This is a genomic window from Rhizobacter fulvus (assembly GCF_964020785.1).
Map to the genome: position 1 here is coordinate 3,781,204 of NZ_OZ224516.1, position 17,935 is coordinate 3,799,138.

Below are 17,935 nucleotides of genomic sequence, written 5' to 3' on the forward strand. Positions count from 1 at the left end.
GTCAGACCGGGGCGGTGCCGCCCCGGGGCAGCGAGAAGTGGAACCGCGCACCGCGGTTGACCTCGCCCTCGGCCCACACGGTGCCGCCGTGGCGACCGACGATGCGGCGCGCCGCCGCCAGTCCGACGCCGGCGCCCGGATAGTCGCTCGCGCTGTGCAGGCGCTGAAACACGCCGAACAGCCGGTCGGCGAAACGCATGTCGAAGCCGGCGCCGTTGTCCTGAACCGTGAAGGTGTCCGGCAGGTGCGCATGTCGGCCAAAGTCGATGCGGCCCTGGGGCGTCTTGGCGGTGTACTTCCAGGCGTTGCCGAGCAGGCTGTCGAGCAGTGTGCGCAGCATCGCCGGGTCGCCCAGGGCCTGCAGGCCGGGCTCGATCGCGATCTCCACCTCGCGCGTCGGCGCGGAGCGACGCAGGTCGTCGGCCACGCAGCCGGCCAGCTGCGAGAGATTCACCGATTGCGGCGTGAGCGGCTGCGACGACAGCTTCGACAGCGCGAGCAGCGCGTCGATCATGCCGCTCAGGCGCGTCGCCGCGCCCAGGACGCGTTCGAGGTGATCGTTGCCGACGCGGTCGAGCAGCGGTCCGTAGTCTTCCTTGATGATCTTCGTGAACCCTTCGATGACGCGGATCGGCGCGCGCAGGTCGTGCGAGATCGCGTGGGTGAAGAAGTCGCTGTCCGGCGCCGACGGCGGCTTCGGGGCTGGCCCGGGACCGGCAGCCCCGGTGTCCTCGCGGAACGTGCCGTGGTAGCCCGCGAAACGCCCGTCGGCATCCCGCAGGGCCCGCCCGTCCAGCAGCCCGGCGCGACCTTCGGCAGCCAGGCCTGCGAAGCGGACCGGCAGCGCCTCGATCGGCTGCGCCGCATCCAGGCGAGCACGCAGCGCTTCCGGGTCATCGGTGGCGCAGCGCTCCCACAACGCGGCGGGCAGCGTGCCCGGGTCGGACCCGGCCGACGGCGCACCCTGCAACAGCTGCACCGAACTCAGCCGGTGGTCGGCGCCGCTGCGCCAGAGCCAGACCCGATCGGCGGCTCCGTCGGTGGGGGGACGAGTCATGCGAAACATTGTACGGAGGCCGCTTTGCCACCCCCGACTGCAACGAGACGGAACAGTGCGGGTCAAGTTCGGCGGCCAGCGGCCGAAATCGTGGAACACCTCGCACCTGCCGCGAGCCTGCGCCCCTGCGGCCCCCTGCCCGATGACGTCGACGCGCTCTGCCTGCCCCGCTGCCCGACCATGACGCCGCGCCTTCCCTCCCATCCCACGGCTCCGAAAGTGTTGGCCATTGCAGACACTGCGGGGGCGCGAACACGTGTCACCGGCATCCCGGGACGCCCGCGCAGGCACGTGGTCCCCGCGTCTGGCATGCTGGATGGCCGTACTTGTCTCCGTAGTGGACAATTCGAACTGGTACCGTTCGACCTCAAGAAGATGGGGAACGATGTTCCCGGCGGTGTCGCGAACCGGATTTCGATGACCATCCTTTCAACACGTTGCGTCAAGGGCAGATGCTCGCCATGCTGAACCGGCCGTTTCAGGCGCTCGCGCCCGACAGCAGCGCTGCCGGCAGTGGCGGAGCGCCGGCGTCGGTCCTGGACCCGGCGGCGCTCGCGCGGCTGGCCGAACTCGACCCCAGTGGCGTCAATCGCCTGCTCGAGCGCGTGCTGCAAGCCTTCCAGACGTCGGTGACGCGCCTGCGGCCGCAGCTGTCCGAAGGCCGGGCCGCCGACAACCGGTCCGCGATCCGGCTCGTCACGCACACGCTCAAGTCGTCATCGGCGAGCATCGGCGCCATGCGCCTGTCGCAACTGTGCGCGGAGATCGAGACCGCCATCCGTCTCGATCCGGCCGCCGAACTCCACGCCAAGCTCGATGCGCTCGATGTCGCGCTCGACGACACCGTCCGTGCCATTTCGGTGCGCCTGGGAGACCGCGGGTGAATTCGCGCCCGATCGGCGCCGCCGACGACGACCTGCCCGAGCAGCCGAAGGTGCTGCTGGTCGACGACGACGAGGTCAACCTGCTGCTCACGTCGATCGCGCTGCGCGAACGCGGTTTCGCGATCACCGAAGCCAGCAGCGGCGAGCAGGCGATCACGATCCTGGCCCAGTGGCTGCCCGACGTCGTCGTGCTCGACGCGCTGATGCCCGGCCTCGACGGGTTCGAGACCTGCCGCGAACTGCGCGTGCTGCCCGGCTTCGAGTCGCTGCCGGTGCTGATGCTGACCGGCCTCGACGACGACGCCTCGATCACCCGAGCCTACGAGGCCGGCGCCACCGACTTCTTCGTCAAATCCACGCAATGGAGCCTGCTCGCCGGGCGCCTGCGCTACCTGTTGCGCGCCTCGCGAACCCGGGTCGAACTCGAGCGCAGCAAGTCGCGTCTGGCGCGCGCGCAGGACTTGGCGCGCATGGGCAGCTTCGACTGGCGGCGCGACCATGGCGGTCCGGTGTTCTCGGTCGAGGGCCTGCGGGTGTTCGGCCTGGGGCCGAACGACAACCTGGCGTTCCGCCCGCTGCTGCGCATGCTGTCGGACGACGACCGACGCGGCCTGATGCAGGTGCTGCACGAGGTCATGAAGCACAGCACCGTGCTCGCCACCGACATCCCGGCCACGCTGCACGACGGCCGCCAGCGCATCGTTCACGTCGAGGCCGAGCCCGAATTCAACGAGCACGGCAACCTGATCGGCTACTCCGGCATCGTGCAGGACGTGACCGACCGGCGCCTCGCCGAAGACAAGATCCGCCACCTCGCGAACTTCGACGTGCTGACCGGCCTGCCGAATCGGCGCCAGCTGATCTGGCGCGCCGAGCGCGCGCTCGAACACGGCCGCCGCTTGAATCACCAGGTGGCGCTGCTGCTGATCGACCTGGACCGCTTCAAGATCATCAACGACACGCTCGGCCACGGCGCCGGCGACGAACTGCTGATGGAGGTGGCACGGCGCCTGCGCTCGTGCGTGCGCCACTCCGACCAGGTCACCGAGAGTTCGATCGAATCGCTCGGCTCGCGCTCGCACCGTTCGCTCGAGGCGGTGGGGCGCCTGGGCGGCGATGAGTTCGTCGCGCTGCTGCCCGAGGTCGCGGACGAGCGCGATGCCGAGCGCGTCGCTTCGCGCATCCTCGACCTGATGCGCGAGCCGATCTTCGTCGGTGGGCAGGAGTGCTTCGTGACCGCCAGCGTCGGCATCGCGCTGTACCCGCGCGACGGCCTGTCGGTCGCGGACCTGATGCGCAATTCGGACGTCGCGATGTACTCGGTCAAGTCGGCCGGGCGCAATTCGGCGTCGCTGTACCGCCCGGCGCTGGCCGGTCAGGGTCGCGAGAAGCTCGAGCTCGAAAGCGCACTGCACAAGGCGATCGAACGCGACGAACTGGTGCTGCACTACCAGCCCAAGGTCGACGTGCGCGGCGCCAAGATGGTCGGCGCCGAGGCGCTGATGCGCTGGCGGCGCAACGGCGTGCTCGTGCCGCCGGGCGATTTCATCCCGATGGCCGAGGAGACCGGCCTGATCGTGCCGCTCAGCGAATGGGCGATCCGCGAGGCAGCGCGCCAGGCGCGCGTCTGGCAGGACAGCTTCGGCTTCGCCGACTCGATCGCGGTCAACCTGCCGAACCGCATGTTCGAGCGCACCGACCTGGTCGAGTACATCCACAACGCGGTCACGACCTACGGCGTGCCGCACCACGCGATCGAGCTGGAGATTACCGAGACGGGCCTGATGAAGGACCTGCAGAACGTGATCCCGTCGCTGCACCGGCTCAACGAGATCGGCGTCGAGATCTCGATCGACGATTTCGGCACCGGTTACTCGTCCCTCGCCTACCTGACCACGCTGCCGATCAGCGAACTGAAGATCGACCGCAGCTTCGTCCGCGACCTGGGCATGACGCCGCAGAGCTCGGCCGTCGTCACCGCGATCATCGCGCTCGCGCGCTCGCTCGGCCTGCGCGTGATCGCGGAAGGCGTCGAGAACCTGCGCCAGATGGAGGTGCTGCATCGCCTCGGCTGCGGCGTGATGCAGGGCTTCCTGTTCAGTCGCCCGCAGCCGCCGGAGGACATCGAGACCTGGCTGCAGCAGACCATCCTGCCGCGCAAGGCGCCCTGGATCGGCAAGGCCGGCGACGCGGAGATTGCCGAGGTGTTGCGCTTCGCCGAGGGCCGCGATCCGCGCATCAAGCCCGCGGTCTGACCGGGCCGGTTTCGCCATGGAAGCGACACGACCCGCTGCGCTCTCCGGCGCCGCTCCCGACAATGCCCAATTGGCCAAGGCCGCACTGCGGCGACTGGCCCTGGACAAGCTCGAGCCGACGCCCGAGAACTACGCCCGCGCCTGGCGCCAGGAGGCCGGCGAACCGCCGGTGCCGGTGGCCGAAGGCGCGGTCATCGCGACCCTGATCGAGCGCGCGGTGCGCGGCATCGAACGCGGCAGCAAGGGCTGGACGGCCGCGCGCAAGAAGGACAGCCTGCAACGCGTGCTGGACGGCAGCCGCAGCGATGCCCGCCGACTGCAGCAGCGCCTGACGCAGCTGTTCGCGAGCTGGGATTCCGAACCCGCTCCCGTCGAGGCCGGTGCCGAACCGCAGGAGACGCTCTTCGAGCCGCTGCCCACGGCCCCCGCGCCACTCGAGCCCGGTGTGACGATGCCGCCCTGGGGCCGCGCGCTGCAGGCGCTCGGTGGGACCGTGCAGTTCGCGCTGCCGCCCCAGGACGAGGCCCCGCACGAGATCGCCGCGGCGCTGGCCGCAATCACCGAGCGCATCGATCAGGTCGGCGCGACGCCCGACTTTATCGACGACCTGGAGGCGCTGTGTCGACGCGCGGTGCCGGTGCTGCAGCACCGGCACCACCTGGTCGATCAGCTCGGCGCGCTGTGCGGCGAGCTGACTGCCAGCCTCACGGACCTGGCCGAGAACGACAGCTGGGCGCAGGGCCAGTGCGAGGCGATGCAGGTCAAGATCGACGAGGGCTTGTCGGCCCGCGGGATTCGCGCGGTCAGCGAACTGCTGCGCGACACGCGCGCGCGGCAAGGCCAACTGCGCGAGGAGCGCGAGCGGGCCCGCGATTCGCTGAAGGGCCTGATCAACCGCATGCTCAGCGAGCTCGACGAGCTCGGCTCGCAGACCGGCCATTTCCACGACAGCGTCGGCCGCTATGCCGACGTGATCGGGAAGGCCGACACGCTCGAAAGCCTGACCGGCGTCGTGCGCGAGATGGTCGAGGAGAGCCGGACCGTGCAGGCGCTGGTGCAGCAGACGCAGGCGCGCCTTCAGGCCGAGCACGGCAAGGCGCAGGGGCTGACGCAACGCGTCAACGAGCTCGAATCCGAGATGCAGCGCCTGTCGAACGAGGTCTCGACCGACCAGCTGACCCAGATCGCGAATCGACGCGGGCTCATGCAGGCATTCGATGCCGAGCGCGCGCGCCTGGAGCGATCGGCCACGCCGCTGGCGGTCGGGCTGCTCGACATCGACAACTTCAAGCGGCTCAACGACGAGCTCGGCCACGGCGCGGGCGACGAGGCGCTCAAGTCGCTGGCGGCCGTCGTCAGCAAGACGCTGCGGCCGACCGACCACGTGGCCCGCTACGGTGGCGAGGAGTTCGTCGTGCTGCTGCCCGACACGCCGCTCGATGAAGCGCAGCAGATCCTGACGCGCCTGCAGCGGTCCCTCACGGGCGGCTTGTTCATGCACGAGCAGAAACAGGTCTTCGTGACCTTCTCGGCCGGTGTGACCGCCTACCGCGCGGGTGAACGCATCGAGGACGCGCTCGAGCGCGCCGACCAGGGCCTGTACGAGGCCAAGCGCAGCGGCAAGAACCGCACCTGCGTCGGCTGAGGCCTCAGCAGCCTTTCAGTTCCGAGGCGCTGACGCCGGCGCGCGCCTGGGCGAGCACGGCGACCACGGCCTCGCGGTCGCTCAGGCGGTCCTTGCGGGCCAGTCGGGCGGCCTCGGAAGCCTGCGCTTCCAGCACGTTCTTGCCGGACAGGCCGCTGCAGGCGAGCAGGTACACCACATGTCGGGAACTCCCGAGCGTCACGCCGCTGGACGCCGCCACGCGCGGGCCCATCGCCATCAGATCCTCGTAGCTCATGCCGACGCGGGGCGCGACTTCGGTCAGGTGCTTCGACTCCGTGCGGCCGATGAAGAAGACGACCACGAACGCCACCGCCAGGCCCACCCCGCCCATGGTCGCGATGTACTTCAGCATGCCGCGTTCACCCCCTGATGTGATAGCACGATGTTACAGGGCGCCCGGAGATCGCGCTTTGCGACAATGCCGGCTCCAGAAACCGCGAGACCCGAGATGACCCAGATCCTGCTGCTCAACGGACCGAACCTCAACCTGCTGGGCACGCGCGAACCGGAGGTCTACGGGCGCGAGACGCTGGCAGACGTGGAGGCGATGGTCACGGCCGTCGCGTCGGCGCGCGGTGCGACCGTCGCGTGCCTGCAGAGCAACCACGAGGGCGTGCTGATCGACCGCATCCACGCGGCCCGGCTCGACGGCACGCGCGCGATCGTCATCAACCCGGGCGGCCTGACCCACACCAGTGTCGCGCTGCGCGATGCGCTCGCTGGCGTGGCGCTGCCGTTCTTCGAGGTGCACGTGTCCAACGTGCACCGCCGCGAGTCGTTCCGCCATCATTCGTACCTGTCTGAACTGGCCGCGGGCATCGTCATCGGGTTCGGCGTGCGCGGCTATGCGATGGCGGTCGAAGCCGCGATCGATCGCTTCGGCGCCTGAAAATTTCTGTAAAGGCGGCGCGCCGGCGTCAGCCCGGGCCGGCACTCGGCAGTTAGGAGGGATGGGCCGACGCGTGCGGCCGCCATCCTCCCACGGAGATTCACCATGCTGAACCCGAGACTGCTGATCCTCCCGCTCGCCGCCTCGTTGCTGACCGCCTGCGTCGTGGCGCCTTACCCGGCGCGGCGCGTCGTGTACGCCCAACCCGCCCCGGCCTACCCGCAGCCGCAGACCGGCTACGGCCAGCCGGTGCCGTCGGACGGCGACGAGGTCGTCGTCGACGTGGCGCCGCCGGCGCCGTATGTCGAAGTCGTGCCGGCGATCCCGTTCGCGGGAGCGATCTGGATCGGCGGCTACTGGGGCTGGCGCGGCGGCCGGCATGCCTGGGTGCCGGGCCGCTGGGAGCATCCCCGCGCCGGCTATGGCTGGCGACCGCATGCCTGGGTTCAGCAAGGCGGCCACTGGCACCTGCGCGGCGGCGGCTGGGTCCGACGCTGACCCGGCTCGGCGGCGCGCCGGCCGCGCGAGCTAGTTCTGCAGCGCTTCGTAGACCGCGGCGGTGGTGTTGACCGCGTGCTGAGCCACCTGCGCGGCGCTGCTGGCGAGCACCGTGAGCGGGTAGGTGCCGGAGACCACGCCGCCGCATGCGACCTCCACCGCCCTCACGTCCGGCGGCAACCCTTCGACCGCGCCGACCAGCGCATGCACGACCGAGCTGAAGCCGGCGTCATCGAACAGCACGTCGCCGTCGGCAAGGACGCGGTATTCGTAGTCGTCACCTTCGCGGTGGATTTCGATGCGAACGATCATCGGCGCATTCTCGCCGATCGGCCCCGGGGCCGGTCCGCTGCGAACAGGCCGGGCAAACTTGGCATGATCGCGGGTGTCCAGCCTTCGGCCGGTCCTGTCCCATGCCCAAGGTTCACAACCACTACGACAACCTCAAGGTCGCCCGCGATGCCTCGCCCGACGAGATCCGCGCGGCATACCGCGCGCTGACCCGCAAGCACCACCCCGACCGCAATGCCGGGGTCGCGGACGCGCAGCGCGTGATGTCGGTGATCAACGTCGCCTACGAGGTGCTGTCGGACCCGGCCCGGCGCCGCGAGCACGACGCGTGGATCGCGCAGGCGGAGTCGCCGCGCGCGCGTCCGCTGCGCAGCCCGCACACGCTGCACTCGCCGACGACCGCCGGTCCCGCGGCGCCGCCGGCCCCGGCCGCACCGCGGCGCGACTGGCCGCGGCGCCTCGCGCGCCAGGCGCATCGGCTGCGCGGCCACGCCCTCGGCCACCGCTGGCAGTACGCGCTCGCCGCGACCCTGGCGCTGCTGCTGCTGGGCAGCGGCGTGCGCGGCCTGTTCGAGCCGACGATCGGCCAGCATCTGGCGGCAACGCCCCGCGACGCGGCGGCGCGCAACGCCGGATTCGTGCGCCCGACGACCGCGCCGAACGGCCAGCCCTGGCCGGCGGGGTCCGGCTACGTCGCGGGGTACGAGTTGCTCAACGATGGCGGCCTGTCCGAGATCACGGTCGACAACGCGAACAACGACACCGACATGTTCGTCAAGCTTTTCTCGCTCGACGGCGTCACCGCGCAGCCGGTGCGCACGTTCCTCGTGCTGGCGCGCACCCGCTTCACGCTCCTGCACCTGACGACCGGCACGTACGACGTGCGCTATCGCAACCTCGCCAACGGCGCCCTGCTGCGCTCGCCGGCACTGATCCTCGAAGAGGTGCGCAGCGACCGGGGCACCCAGCACAGCACGCCACACGTCCGGCTCTACCAGCCCGGCGAGGGCGCGATGCAGACCTACGCGCTCGGCGAAGCGGACTTCTGACGGCGAGCGCGCCGCTCGCTCAGGCGACGATGCCGCGGCTACGCAATTGAGCGATCTGCGCGGCCGACAGGCCGATCTCCGCCAGCACGCGGTCGGTGTCCTCGCCGAGATGCGGTGCAGCGCTGCGCAAGGTGCCTGGCGTGGCGGACAACTTGGGCACCACGCCGGGCACCTCGAGGTCACGGCCATCGCGGGTGCGCTGGGTGACGATCATGTCCCGGGCGCGGTAGTGCGGGTCCTCGCAGATGTCCTTCGCGGTGTAGACCTTGCCCGCGGGCACGCGGGCACGGGCGAGCACCTCGAGCGCGTCGTCCACGGTGCGGCTGCGCGTCCACTGCTCGATCGCCGCGTCGATCTCCGCCACGCGCGCCACCCGCCCCGGGTTGTGCGCCAGGTCCGGTGCGGTGCCGAGGTCGGGGCGGCCGATCGCCTCCATCAGGCGGCGGAAGATGCTGTCGCCGTTGCCGGCGACGAGCACATGCCCGTCGCTGCAGCGGTACGCGTTCGAGGGCGCGATGCCCGGCAGCGCGCTGCCCGCCGGCTCGCGCACGGCGCCGAACGCGCTGTACTCCGGCACCAGGCTTTCCATCACGTTGAACACCGCCTCGTGCAGGGCCACGTCGATCACCTGGCCCGCGCCGCCGTGGACGCGGCGGTGGTACAGCGCCGCAAGGACGCCGATCGTGCCGTGCAACGCGGCGAGCGTGTCGCCGATCGACACGCCGACCCGCACCGGCACGCGGCCCGGCTCGCCGGTCAGGTAGCGCAGGCCGCCCATCGCCTCGCCGATCGCGCCGAAGCCGGGCAGGTCGCGGTACGGTCCGGTCTGGCCGTAGCCGGAGATGCGCAGCATCACCAGCCCGGGGTTGAGCGCGGAGAGCGCGTCCCAGCCCATGCCCCAGCCCTCGAGCGTGCCGGGTCGGAAGTTCTCGACCAGCACATCGGCTTCGGCGACCAGGCGCCGCGCGATGTCCTGGCCCTCGGCAGACCGCAGGTCCAGCGCGATCGAACGCTTGTTGCGCGACGACACCTGCCACCAGACCGAGGTGCCGTCCTGCGTCAGTCGCCACTGGCGCAGCGGATCGCCGCCGTCGGGTGCTTCGATCTTGACGACATCGGCGCCGAAATCGCCGAGCGTCTTCGCCGCGAACGGTCCGGCGATGAGCTGGCCCATCTCGATGACGCGCAGGCCCTGCAGTGCGTTCGGCGGCAGGGGCAGGGAAGGGATGGCGGACACGGCGACACCTCGTCGGCGATGGCGGGGCCGTGATCATCGCCGAACACCCCGCCACGCGGGAACCGCGGCGCGGCGAGGGGCTGCACGGGACACGTGCAGCGGGGCTCGGCAGACTACTTGCCGTCGCGGTCGGAGTCGCCCGGAATGGCGCGCTCGATCGAGTCGCTGACGCGGGTCCACGCGTCGCGGGCCGCGCCGCGCGCGCGATCCCACTCGAGCGTCGACGGGCCGCGCGCGTCGTTCCAGCCGCGCGCGAGGTCGGGCTCGGCCTCCTCGAACGTCGAGCCGGCCAGACGCTGGTAAGACGACACGCCGTAGCCGTAAGCGGGGCCGTAATCGTCGTAGGAGTCACCGGCCTGCACGTACGGGCGGCCGGTGTAGTTCTCGCGCCAGTAATCGTCCTCGACCGTCGGGTCGATCTTCTCGGCCACGCCCTTGCCGGCGAGGCCGCCGACGATGGCGCCAACGGCCGCCCCGATGATCGTGCCGACCGGTCCGGCAACCGTGCCGGTCGCCGCGCCTGCCGCGGCGCCGCCGACGGCAGCGCCCACGCCGGTCCCCACGGGATGCGAGCCCGGCGCGCCTGTCAACGGATCGCGATTGGCCTGGGTGTCGATGGTCTTGTCCATGCTTGTCTCCTTGAATGGAGGGCGGAATCTGCCCGAAACCAATCTACGGCGCGGGTCGTCGCGCGCTTGTCAGCGCGGCGGCGCGCCGCCTGTCGGACAAGCGGTGAAACAGGTGTGTCTTAGAACACGGCCGGTGCGAGCTGGGGTCGGCGGCGGGTGCGCTCAGGTGCGGCGCCGATCCCCGCGAATCCGCTCCGATGCGCATCCGCCCTCGAGGTCGGGCTTGCGCAGCATGCGGATCTGAACGACCAGCTTGGCCGCCACTTCCGGCGGCAGCACGAACAGGCTCTGGTAGATGCGCGGCGCGATGGCCTGCGCCTGCAGCGTGGTCACTGGCGCCTGCTGCACCAGCAGCGTCGCGAACCGATCGATCCACTCGTCGCGCGGCGGGCCGACACTCATGGGCCGGCCCGCGCCTGCCCACGACGCTCGGCCGACGCCGGTGGCGGCGGCACGCTTCGCAGACCGCGGTCCTCGCGCCGGATCAGGCCGGTCGACACGACGATCGCGGCGGCTTCCGACGGCTCGAAATTCCGCAGCTCGGCGAAGAACCTCGGGGCCATGCCGGTGGCGTCGCGCAGCGTGACGCCTGCCTCCTGCGAGATCATCATCGCGAACTCCGCCATCCACTCGTTCCTGTCGCCCACCGTGCCCATGATCGTCTCGACTCCTTGGGCGTGACCTTAGCGGTTTGTCACGTATCAGGCTGTAGGAGAACGGCTCAGAGCGACCCCGCAGGTGCAGGGGACAGATGCCGGGGGCGACCCGACGGATGCGGACGCCGTCAGTCGCGGGCCGTGCTGCCGGCCTCCGGCAGCGCGGGTGCGCCACGCATCCAGGCGTCGATCGAGACGCTCAACTCGGCATCCTTCGACTGCTCGACATCGCGGTACTCCAGGCTGCCCGGCACCCGCACGGCGCCGGGGTGGATGGATGCGGCGTCGTCCGCCGTCATGCGGTGACGCGTGACCCGCACCTTGCCGGTGAGGTCGTCGCGGATGGTCCAGAGCCACAGTTCGATGCGCTTCATCATCGCCGTCAGTCGCCCCAGGTCGACCAGCGTTCGCGCTGATCCTCGCGCTTGGCCGGCCAGGTCAGGGTGCCGCGCAGCATCGTGCGCACGGCATCGGCAGGCGTGGACGCGCCGGCGTTCGGGTAGGCCGCCCGCGCGACTTTCATCGCTGCACGGCGATCGTTTTGGGTCTCGAACGCATAAAGCGCCGCGAAGGTGGCGCACCACACCAGTTGGCTTCGGTCGACAGTTTCCATCTTGGGAAAAATCTACCAAATCAAGCCTGCCCCTTCAAGGTCGGTTGTGTAAGACATTGCCGCGTCAAATCAGCCAGCGCTTCGATCAGGGCGCCCGCATCGATCGGTTTGGCGCAGATCGCGACGATGCCGATGCCGGTGAAGTCCGCTGCTTCCAGACGCTCGGCCGACACCATCAGGAAAGGCACGCGGTCGAATCGGCTCAGGACCAGCGCGGCGACGTCGTGCGCTGTGCGTCCGCCCGGAAGCCGGTAGTCGCAGAGCACCGCGTCCGGGGTGCGCTCGATGGTGTCGATGTCCGCTTCCAATGCATCCGCCGACGCGTAGGCGTCGGTCAGGATCTGGAACGCGTGGAGCATGTGGACCAGAGATTCGCGCACCAGGTAGTCGTCTTCGACCACGAGCACATAGCAGCCGGCCAGCTGCTGCGCGATCGCCGGCGCCTGCCCGTCGTGTCTGATCGGTGGCGCGGGGGATGTTGCGGCCGCCGGCAGCACCAGCGTGAACGTGGTGCCTTCGTCCGGCGCGCTGGACAGGCGAAGGTGATGTTGCGGCAGCAGCCGCATCGCTGCGGTCACGATCGACAAGCCCAGTCCCACGCCCTTGATGTCTTCGGGAAGGTGGTTGTGACCCTGGAAGAACGGCCGGTAGATCGCGCCGCTGGCCGACTGGCCGTCCGGAATGCCCAGGCCGTTGTCCGCGATGGTCAGCGTCGGCCCGCTGGCGCCGGCTTCGGCCCGCAAGGCGACCCGACAATGCGGCGCGCGTCGTGTGTCGCAGTACTTGATGCCGTTCGTCACGAGGTTGCTGATCACGCGGGCCAGCAACTGCGGATCGGATTGCACGGTCAGGTCGGGCGGGATGTCGACCGTGACCCGGACCCCCAGGCGGCGGGCAAGCGGTTCGAACTGCGGGTACAGGTCATCGACGAGCGCCGCCAGCACCAGCGGCTGCAGCTTGGTCGGCTCCATGCCCGATTCGAGTCTCGACAGGTCCAGCAGTGCGGTCAGCTGGTTGGACATGCCCTGCGTGGCTTGCCGCGTGAGCCCCAGCATCTGCATCGCGTGGGTCTGGTCGTGCCGCGCCACGGCATGCTCCAGCGGCAGCAGCAGCGCACCGATGGCCTGCAGCGGCTGCTTCAGATCGTGCACCGCGCTGGCCAGGAAGCGCAGCCGTTCGCGGTCGCGCGCTTCAGTGTCCAGGCGCAGCCGGTCCTGCAGGCACACCAGTGCCGCCAGGCGCTCTTCGGCCAGCTGGCGCGAGGTCGTCAGTGCGGCATTGCTCTCGGACAGGCTCTCGTTCAACGTGGCCAGCTTGACCGCGGACGCCGCCAGCTGGCGCGCATGGATCAGACGTTCGCCGAGTGCCAGCGACAGCAGGATGACCTCGATCGCCGAGCCGACCATGGTCCAGTGCTGCGTCAGCGCGGTGTAGTCGGTGAGTCCGAAGCGTTGGGTCGCGAGCACCGCGCCACCGAGCGACACCGACAGGAACGCCACCATCAGGATGCGCGCCGGCCGGCTGCCGCGGAAGACGGCGATGCCGATCATGATCTGCGCGCGCGCGACGAGCGACAGCGACAGCGCGATGACGGCGCGAATGCCGATGCTGTACGGCAGGTACGTGGCGACCAGCACGGCCGGCAGCAGCCACATGGCTTCGCGCGGTGCCGTGAGCGCCAGCGGCGGCGCCTCGCTGCCGACGCGCAGGAAATCGTTGATGAAGCAGTTGCCCATCACGACGCCGGTGCCGAGCAGCAGCACGAGGACGCGGTCGTTCCACTGCGTCGCCTGCGGCCACAGGTACTGGAAGGTGAAGCCGTCCAGGCTCAGCACGAACAATGCGAAGCAGAGGATCCAGCCCACGTACCAGCCGTATTGCCGCTCGCGCACCACGGCCCAGATCACCAGGTTGTAGATGAACAGGCCGGTCATCAGGCCGCCGTACGCGCCGAACAGCAGGCCGCGCGTGCGCTCGCTCTGCTCGAAGTCCGCGACGCCGAGCAGGCGCATCGGCACCTGCATCGAACTCGTCGTCGAAACCCGGATGTAGACGCGCAGCGTCCGGAACGCGGGCGCGCCGTCCGGCGGGTTGGCGATGGGCAGCGCGAAGTGCTGGGCCGTCAGCGGTCGTTGGTCGAACGGCAGCTTGTCGCCCACCGCCCAGTGGTGCCAGGGCCCCGGCTCGTCCTGCGGTCCCAGCCCCTGCACCCAGACCTGCGCATCGTCGAGCACGGGGTTGGCGATCACCAGCACCCACCGCTGGCCGGCCGGCGCGACCGGCATCGACCACTGTGTGTGAAACCAGATCACCTCGGACCGGTAGCCCAGCGAGCCGTTGGGGGACATCGATTGCCACTGCGACGCGGGGGGGGTGGCCAAGGCGGCCGGCAGATCGAGTCGGCCGGTCGTGTCGACGTGATAACGCAGAGGGCCGGCGCGTGCCGCCGGCGCGACCTGCGCCTGGACGCTGGCCGCCCAGCCTGTCAGGGCGACAAGCCAGAGAAGAACGGTCCCGAAGCCCCGGCGAATCCGGGCCAGCCGTATTGCCAAACGTTGCCCCAGTTGCCGACGGTGCCATGGCCCATGGGCGGCACTATCGGGGCGGGGCGAGTTCCGGACCATCCGACAGTTGTCGGGTGCCCCGCGGCGCCGGAGGATGGCTGGCGGAAGCGGTGAGATTCGAACTCACGGTGGAGTTGCCCCCACGGCAGTTTTCAAGACTGCAGCCTTAAACCGCTCGGCCACGCTTCCCGGAAAACCGGCGAGGCTCGATTGTATCGAGCGCCCGCTAGACGTCAGAAGTTAGCGATCAGCGAGACCCGCACGCTGCGCGGCTCGACCGGGTGGAAGTGGATGTCTTCGACGCCTTGCGCCGGCTCGCCTTGCAGGCGCGACGCGTAGTAGTAGTCGATGTCGCTGCCCCGGCGATCGAACAGGTTGAAGACGTCGAGGGTCAGCTTGACGTTCCTGCCGACCCGGTAGCCGGCGCGCAGGTAGGCGAGCGTGGTGGCGCGGGAGCGCTGGGTGTTGTTCTCGTCGAGCGCGCGCGGGCCGAAGTAGCGCAGCTGGAACTGGCCGAACCACGGGCCGAGGTCGGTGATCGTCGCGCCGAACGACGCGACCGTCTGGATCGATCCCGGAACGTACCTGCCGAGCGCCGGGTCGGCGCGATCGGGCTCGGTGAAGCGGGCGCGGGACACCGCGAGATCGGCATCGAGCAGCAGCCACTTGTTCGCGACGTAGTGGTTGTTCCATTCCACGCCGTAGCGCCGGCTCGCGCGGCTCGGTTCGGTCTCGCCCGCATCGCCGACGAACAGCAGCTCGGAATCGAGCGTCAGCGCCCAGAGCGACAGCGAGCTCTGCAGGCCCGGGACGAACTCGGTGCGCAGCCCGAGCTCCGCGCCCTTCGACCGCACCAGCGGATCGACCGGGGCGATCGCCGGCCCGGCCGGATCCTTCGCCGCGACGGTCGCGACGGTGCCGCGCGCGTCGTTGCTGTGGAAGCCGTGGCCCGCGTTGACGAAGAACTCGGTCCGGGCCCACGGCCCGAGGATCAGCGAGAGCTTGGGCGAGGCGATGCTCGCGCTGCGCTTGCCGCTGTTGGCGGCGATCGAGCTGTGCACGTCGAAGTCGAACCGATCGGCGCGCACGCCGGCCACGCTGCGCAGCCACGGCGTCCACGCGGTCGCGTTCTCGGCGTAGAGGCCGAGGCTGGTCTGGCGCACGCTGCTCTCCTGCGTCGTCGCGGTGCGCTCGCGAGCCACGGTGCTGTACAGGCCGACGGGCGCGAGGCGGTCGTGGCGCAGCTGCAGCCCGACCGTGTTGGTGCTGTCGCGGCCGGCGAGCGTCGTGTTCCAGCGGCGGCTGGTCGCGAGGCCGGCGACGTGTCGCTGCTCCGCCTGCTCGAACTGGTCGCCGCGCAACGGGTTCTCCTGGAAGAACGTGAAGTTCGAGTACAGGTCGAGACGCGACTGGATCGCGTACGCATTGAACTTGAACTGCCCGTCCCCGAGCGTGCGCTCCAGCTCGTATGACAGGCTGGCGCGCGAGGTCGATCCGCCGTCGGTCGGATCGATGGTGCCGAACCGGCCCACCAGGCCGGCATCCACGGCGCGCTGTGGAACCTGGTCGGTCGCGTTCCAGCCGGCCGTGTAGCCCATCGCGGTGAGGGCCTGCCGCGTGCCGCCTTCGGCGCGGCTGTAGCGCAGCACGGCGTTGGCGCGATGGAACTTCTCGGGGTTGTCCCAGGGGCCGTCGTTGTGCGCGGCTTCGACCGCGTAGAGCAGTTCGCCGTTGCGGCCCTCCGACCCGAGCGAAGTCGAGTGGGCCAGCAGCCCGCGGCGGTACCCGTGCTCGCCGAACGTGAGCGATGCGATGCCCTGCGGCAGCTGGTCCACGAGCCCGATGCGCGCGGCGCCAGCCGACGAGAAATCGCCCTCTTCGGCGAAGTACGGGCCCTTCTTGTAGGCGATGCGGTTGACGAGTTCGGGCAGCAGCCAGTTGAGGTCGCTGTAGCCGTGACCGTGCGCATGCGTGGGCATGTTGACCGGCATGCCCGCGACCCAGGTCGCGAAGTCGGTGCCGTGGTCGAGGTTGAAGCCGCGCAGGAAGTACTGGTTCGCCTTGCCGTCGCCGCTGTGCTGCGTGACGATCACGCCCGGCACGAACTCGAGCAGCTCGGCCGGCCGCAGCGTCGGTCGCGCGGCGATCAGTGTCGCGGTCACGCTGCCCTGGCTGGCGGCGTCGGACGTGCCGAGGGCGTTGTCGTAGTGGCCGAGCACCGTCGTCGGCGCGAGCTGCGCGACGGTCTCGGCCGGCGCCGCGCCGTCGGCGTTTGCGCGGCCGCCGGCGAGCGCCAGCAGCGCTGCGGCGGCGAGCAGGGTGAGAGCAGAGGGCGCGCGTCCGGAGGGGACGGGCCGGCGAGAGACGGTGGACATGGCGATTCCTGCGACACGGCCGCGCGCACGTCAGTGCGCGAGGCGGCCGTTGAACTGAGGGGCAGCCCGCGCGACGACGGCGTCGCGCACGGGTCAGGCGGTGCTGAGCGGGCGCCGTGCGCCCGCTCAGGCGCGCGGTGGCCGCTCCAGTCGACCGGCCTCGAGGCGGTCGATGCCGCCGGTCGCGATGTCGCGCCAGCGCGCCGCGTCGGCCGAGCGCGCGGGATCCGCGAACGGTGCCACGATGGGTGGCAGGCCGAGGAGCGTCGCGCCTTGCGCATTGGGCGCGTCGCCGCTGGTGGCCGCGCTACCGGGCGCGTCGAGGCTGGCCAGGCTCGTGTCGGCGGCGCCGTGGTGATGGCGCTGGTACAGCGCGTGGCCATGCGCGGGCGTGCTGCTCACGCCCGCGAGATGGGCGGCGCGGCGGAAATCCTGCCAGCCGGCCATCGCCTCGTCGACCGCGGCGGCCCGCACGTGCGTGTGGTTCGTGCCCAGCACTTGCACGCGCACCGACCAGAACCCGCAGGACGCGAGCGCGCACGCCAGGCACCACACAATCAGGCGTGCGGCGCGGCGGTGCTGGCGAGGATCCAGGGCGAAGGACATGGTGCGCGATGCGAGGGGGTGGACGACACGGACACTCCTACGCGCGGCGGCGCCTGTCGGATGCCGGACCGGATCATGCCGCAGGGTTGTGACACCCCCGTGTCCCGCGGTCGCCGGTCGCGTCACGAAAGTTTCACGGGTGCCCGATAGCGTCGGCGGGATGAAAACGAACCTCGTCCTTCCCCCGCTCGGACGCCGCACGCTCCTGCGCGCCGGCTGTGCGCTCGGCGCTGCGCTCGTGCTGCCGCCGGCACGCGCCTGCGAATTCTTCAGCACGCACCTGCGCGTGTATCGCCCGTGGTCGCGCGCGACCGCCGAAGGTGATGCGTTCGCCGTGCTCTGCATGCGTTTCGACGAGGTGCGGCTTGCCGACCGCCTGATCCGCGTCGAGACGCCGGTCGCGAGCGGCGCCGAGATGAGCGGCCCGGCCAGCGGTCGCAGGATCGATGTGGTGATCCCGGCCGGCACCGAGACCGAGCTCACCGAAGGCGGCACCTTCATTCGGCTGACGGGTCTGAAGCACCCGCTCGAAGTGGGTCGCAGCTACCCGCTGCGGCTGGAGTTCCGGCACGGCGGCGTGGTCGACGCCGACATCGACGTGGACTACGAGCGCCTGCCCGATCCCGTCACGGGCGCGTCATCAGCGCTGCCTAGCATGGGCTGAAT

At 70.4% G+C, this 17,935-nt stretch carries 19 protein-coding genes and 1 tRNA gene; 7 read left to right on the top strand and 13 right to left on the bottom strand.

Annotation, left to right across the window (positions count from 1 at the left end; all coding sequences use genetic code 11):
• Position 1: 1 nt before the first annotated feature.
• Positions 2 to 1,057 carry a sensor histidine kinase gene (locus ACWH49_RS17940; RefSeq protein ID WP_448172696.1) on the bottom strand — a complete coding sequence of 352 codons (1,056 nt, stop codon included), beginning with the start codon at positions 1,055 to 1,057 and terminating at the stop codon, positions 2 to 4.
• 452 nt (positions 1,058 to 1,509) lie between these two features.
• Here ACWH49_RS17940 and ACWH49_RS17945 point away from each other — a divergent pair, with 452 nt between their 5' ends.
• Genes ACWH49_RS17945 through ACWH49_RS17955 form a run of 3 tightly spaced genes read left to right on the top strand, consistent with a single transcriptional unit; the run spans position 1,510 to position 5,841 of the window.
• Positions 1,510 to 1,941 carry an Hpt domain-containing protein gene (locus ACWH49_RS17945; protein ID WP_448172697.1) on the top strand — a complete coding sequence of 144 codons (432 nt, stop codon included), beginning with the start codon at positions 1,510 to 1,512 and terminating at the stop codon, positions 1,939 to 1,941.
• Positions 1,938 to 4,196: a putative bifunctional diguanylate cyclase/phosphodiesterase gene (locus ACWH49_RS17950; RefSeq protein WP_056462670.1), complete on the top strand. Its 2,259-nt coding sequence runs from the start codon at positions 1,938 to 1,940 to the stop codon at positions 4,194 to 4,196. Before ACWH49_RS17945 ends, ACWH49_RS17950 begins: the two co-directional genes overlap by 4 nt.
• A gap of 16 nt (positions 4,197 to 4,212) precedes the next feature.
• A complete protein-coding gene (locus ACWH49_RS17955) occupies positions 4,213 to 5,841 on the top strand; it encodes a diguanylate cyclase (RefSeq protein WP_448172698.1) in 1,629 nt (542 codons plus the stop codon).
• 4 nt (positions 5,842 to 5,845) lie between these two features.
• On the opposite strand, the gene ACWH49_RS17960 is transcribed toward ACWH49_RS17955, so the two are convergent.
• A complete protein-coding gene (locus ACWH49_RS17960) occupies positions 5,846 to 6,214 on the bottom strand; it encodes a hypothetical protein (RefSeq protein ID WP_056462674.1) in 369 nt (122 codons plus the stop codon).
• 96 nt (positions 6,215 to 6,310) lie between these two features.
• Here ACWH49_RS17960 and aroQ point away from each other — a divergent pair, with 96 nt between their 5' ends.
• Both aroQ and ACWH49_RS17970 read left to right on the top strand, forming a co-directional pair.
• Complete coding sequence (gene aroQ / locus ACWH49_RS17965; RefSeq protein ID WP_448172699.1) at positions 6,311 to 6,751, top strand: type II 3-dehydroquinate dehydratase; 441 nt, start codon at positions 6,311 to 6,313, stop codon at positions 6,749 to 6,751.
• Between the two features lie 105 nt (positions 6,752 to 6,856).
• On the top strand, positions 6,857 to 7,249 hold the full coding sequence (locus tag ACWH49_RS17970; protein WP_448172700.1) for a hypothetical protein: 393 nt from the start codon (positions 6,857 to 6,859) through the stop codon (positions 7,247 to 7,249).
• Positions 7,250 to 7,279: 30 nt separating this feature from the next.
• On the opposite strand, the gene ACWH49_RS17975 is transcribed toward ACWH49_RS17970, so the two are convergent.
• Complete coding sequence (locus ACWH49_RS17975; protein WP_056462691.1) at positions 7,280 to 7,561, bottom strand: hypothetical protein; 282 nt, start codon at positions 7,559 to 7,561, stop codon at positions 7,280 to 7,282.
• Between the two features lie 101 nt (positions 7,562 to 7,662).
• Here ACWH49_RS17975 and ACWH49_RS17980 point away from each other — a divergent pair, with 101 nt between their 5' ends.
• The gene (locus ACWH49_RS17980; RefSeq protein WP_448172701.1) at positions 7,663 to 8,589 is read left to right on the top strand and encodes a J domain-containing protein; all 927 of its coding nucleotides are present in this window, start codon (positions 7,663 to 7,665) and stop codon (positions 8,587 to 8,589) included.
• A 19-nt stretch (positions 8,590 to 8,608) separates the two neighbouring features.
• Here the strand turns inward: ACWH49_RS17980 and ACWH49_RS17985 are convergent, their stop codons facing one another.
• The 10 genes from ACWH49_RS17985 to ACWH49_RS18030 form a co-directional block, all read right to left on the bottom strand.
• The gene (locus tag ACWH49_RS17985) at positions 8,609 to 9,826 is read right to left on the bottom strand and encodes a CaiB/BaiF CoA transferase family protein (RefSeq protein ID WP_448172702.1); all 1,218 of its coding nucleotides are present in this window, start codon (positions 9,824 to 9,826) and stop codon (positions 8,609 to 8,611) included.
• A 113-nt stretch (positions 9,827 to 9,939) separates the two neighbouring features.
• Positions 9,940 to 10,455 (bottom strand): hypothetical protein, encoded by a 516-nt coding sequence (locus ACWH49_RS17990; protein ID WP_448172703.1) that lies wholly within the window; start codon positions 10,453 to 10,455, stop codon positions 9,940 to 9,942.
• 162 nt (positions 10,456 to 10,617) lie between these two features.
• On the bottom strand, positions 10,618 to 10,857 hold the full coding sequence (locus ACWH49_RS17995; protein WP_448172704.1) for a hypothetical protein: 240 nt from the start codon (positions 10,855 to 10,857) through the stop codon (positions 10,618 to 10,620).
• A complete protein-coding gene (locus tag ACWH49_RS18000; protein ID WP_448172705.1) occupies positions 10,854 to 11,111 on the bottom strand; it encodes a hypothetical protein in 258 nt (85 codons plus the stop codon). The genes ACWH49_RS17995 and ACWH49_RS18000 overlap by 4 nt, the downstream gene beginning before the upstream one ends.
• A 128-nt stretch (positions 11,112 to 11,239) precedes the next feature.
• Positions 11,240 to 11,485, bottom strand: coding sequence for a hypothetical protein (locus ACWH49_RS18005; RefSeq protein ID WP_448172706.1), 246 nt, complete (start codon positions 11,483 to 11,485; stop codon positions 11,240 to 11,242).
• An 8-nt stretch (positions 11,486 to 11,493) separates the two neighbouring features.
• Complete coding sequence (locus tag ACWH49_RS18010; protein WP_157615267.1) at positions 11,494 to 11,634, bottom strand: hypothetical protein; 141 nt, start codon at positions 11,632 to 11,634, stop codon at positions 11,494 to 11,496.
• Positions 11,635 to 11,744: 110 nt separating this feature from the next.
• Positions 11,745 to 14,348, bottom strand: coding sequence for a 7TM diverse intracellular signaling domain-containing protein (locus tag ACWH49_RS18015; protein WP_448172707.1), 2,604 nt, complete (start codon positions 14,346 to 14,348; stop codon positions 11,745 to 11,747).
• 39 nt (positions 14,349 to 14,387) lie between these two features.
• Positions 14,388 to 14,477, bottom strand: a tRNA-Ser gene (locus ACWH49_RS18020).
• Between the two features lie 44 nt (positions 14,478 to 14,521).
• On the bottom strand, positions 14,522 to 16,663 hold the full coding sequence (locus ACWH49_RS18025; RefSeq protein WP_448172708.1) for a TonB-dependent receptor: 2,142 nt from the start codon (positions 16,661 to 16,663) through the stop codon (positions 14,522 to 14,524).
• Between the two features lie 126 nt (positions 16,664 to 16,789).
• The gene (locus ACWH49_RS18030) at positions 16,790 to 17,269 is read right to left on the bottom strand and encodes a hypothetical protein (protein ID WP_448172709.1); all 480 of its coding nucleotides are present in this window, start codon (positions 17,267 to 17,269) and stop codon (positions 16,790 to 16,792) included.
• Positions 17,270 to 17,429: 160 nt separating this feature from the next.
• Between ACWH49_RS18030 and ACWH49_RS18035 the strand changes: the two genes are divergently transcribed.
• Entirely contained in the window at positions 17,430 to 17,933 is a 504-nt protein-coding gene (locus tag ACWH49_RS18035) for a copper chaperone PCu(A)C (protein WP_448172710.1), read from the top strand.
• Positions 17,934 to 17,935: the final 2 nt, after the last annotated feature.

Coding starts and splice junctions, on each gene's coding strand:
- ACWH49_RS17940 (WP_448172696.1), bottom strand. CDS start 1,057: ATGACTCGTCCCCCCACCGACGGAGCCGCCGATCGGGTCTGGCTCTGG.
- ACWH49_RS17945 (WP_448172697.1), top strand. CDS start 1,510: ATGCTCGCCATGCTGAACCGGCCGTTTCAGGCGCTCGCGCCCGACAGC.
- ACWH49_RS17955 (WP_448172698.1), top strand. CDS start 4,213: ATGGAAGCGACACGACCCGCTGCGCTCTCCGGCGCCGCTCCCGACAAT.
- ACWH49_RS17960 (WP_056462674.1), bottom strand. CDS start 6,214: ATGCTGAAGTACATCGCGACCATGGGCGGGGTGGGCCTGGCGGTGGCG.
- aroQ (WP_448172699.1), top strand. CDS start 6,311: ATGACCCAGATCCTGCTGCTCAACGGACCGAACCTCAACCTGCTGGGC.
- ACWH49_RS17970 (WP_448172700.1), top strand. CDS start 6,857: ATGCTGAACCCGAGACTGCTGATCCTCCCGCTCGCCGCCTCGTTGCTG.
- ACWH49_RS17975 (WP_056462691.1), bottom strand. CDS start 7,561: ATGATCGTTCGCATCGAAATCCACCGCGAAGGTGACGACTACGAATAC.
- ACWH49_RS17980 (WP_448172701.1), top strand. CDS start 7,663: ATGCCCAAGGTTCACAACCACTACGACAACCTCAAGGTCGCCCGCGAT.
- ACWH49_RS17990 (WP_448172703.1), bottom strand. CDS start 10,455: ATGGACAAGACCATCGACACCCAGGCCAATCGCGATCCGTTGACAGGC.
- ACWH49_RS17995 (WP_448172704.1), bottom strand. CDS start 10,857: ATGAGTGTCGGCCCGCCGCGCGACGAGTGGATCGATCGGTTCGCGACG.
- ACWH49_RS18000 (WP_448172705.1), bottom strand. CDS start 11,111: ATGGGCACGGTGGGCGACAGGAACGAGTGGATGGCGGAGTTCGCGATG.
- ACWH49_RS18005 (WP_448172706.1), bottom strand. CDS start 11,485: ATGAAGCGCATCGAACTGTGGCTCTGGACCATCCGCGACGACCTCACC.
- ACWH49_RS18010 (WP_157615267.1), bottom strand. CDS start 11,634: ATGAAAGTCGCGCGGGCGGCCTACCCGAACGCCGGCGCGTCCACGCCT.
- ACWH49_RS18015 (WP_448172707.1), bottom strand. CDS start 14,348: ATGGTCCGGAACTCGCCCCGCCCCGATAGTGCCGCCCATGGGCCATGG.
- ACWH49_RS18025 (WP_448172708.1), bottom strand. CDS start 16,663: ATGTCCACCGTCTCTCGCCGGCCCGTCCCCTCCGGACGCGCGCCCTCT.
- ACWH49_RS18030 (WP_448172709.1), bottom strand. CDS start 17,269: ATGTCCTTCGCCCTGGATCCTCGCCAGCACCGCCGCGCCGCACGCCTG.
- ACWH49_RS18035 (WP_448172710.1), top strand. CDS start 17,430: ATGAAAACGAACCTCGTCCTTCCCCCGCTCGGACGCCGCACGCTCCTG.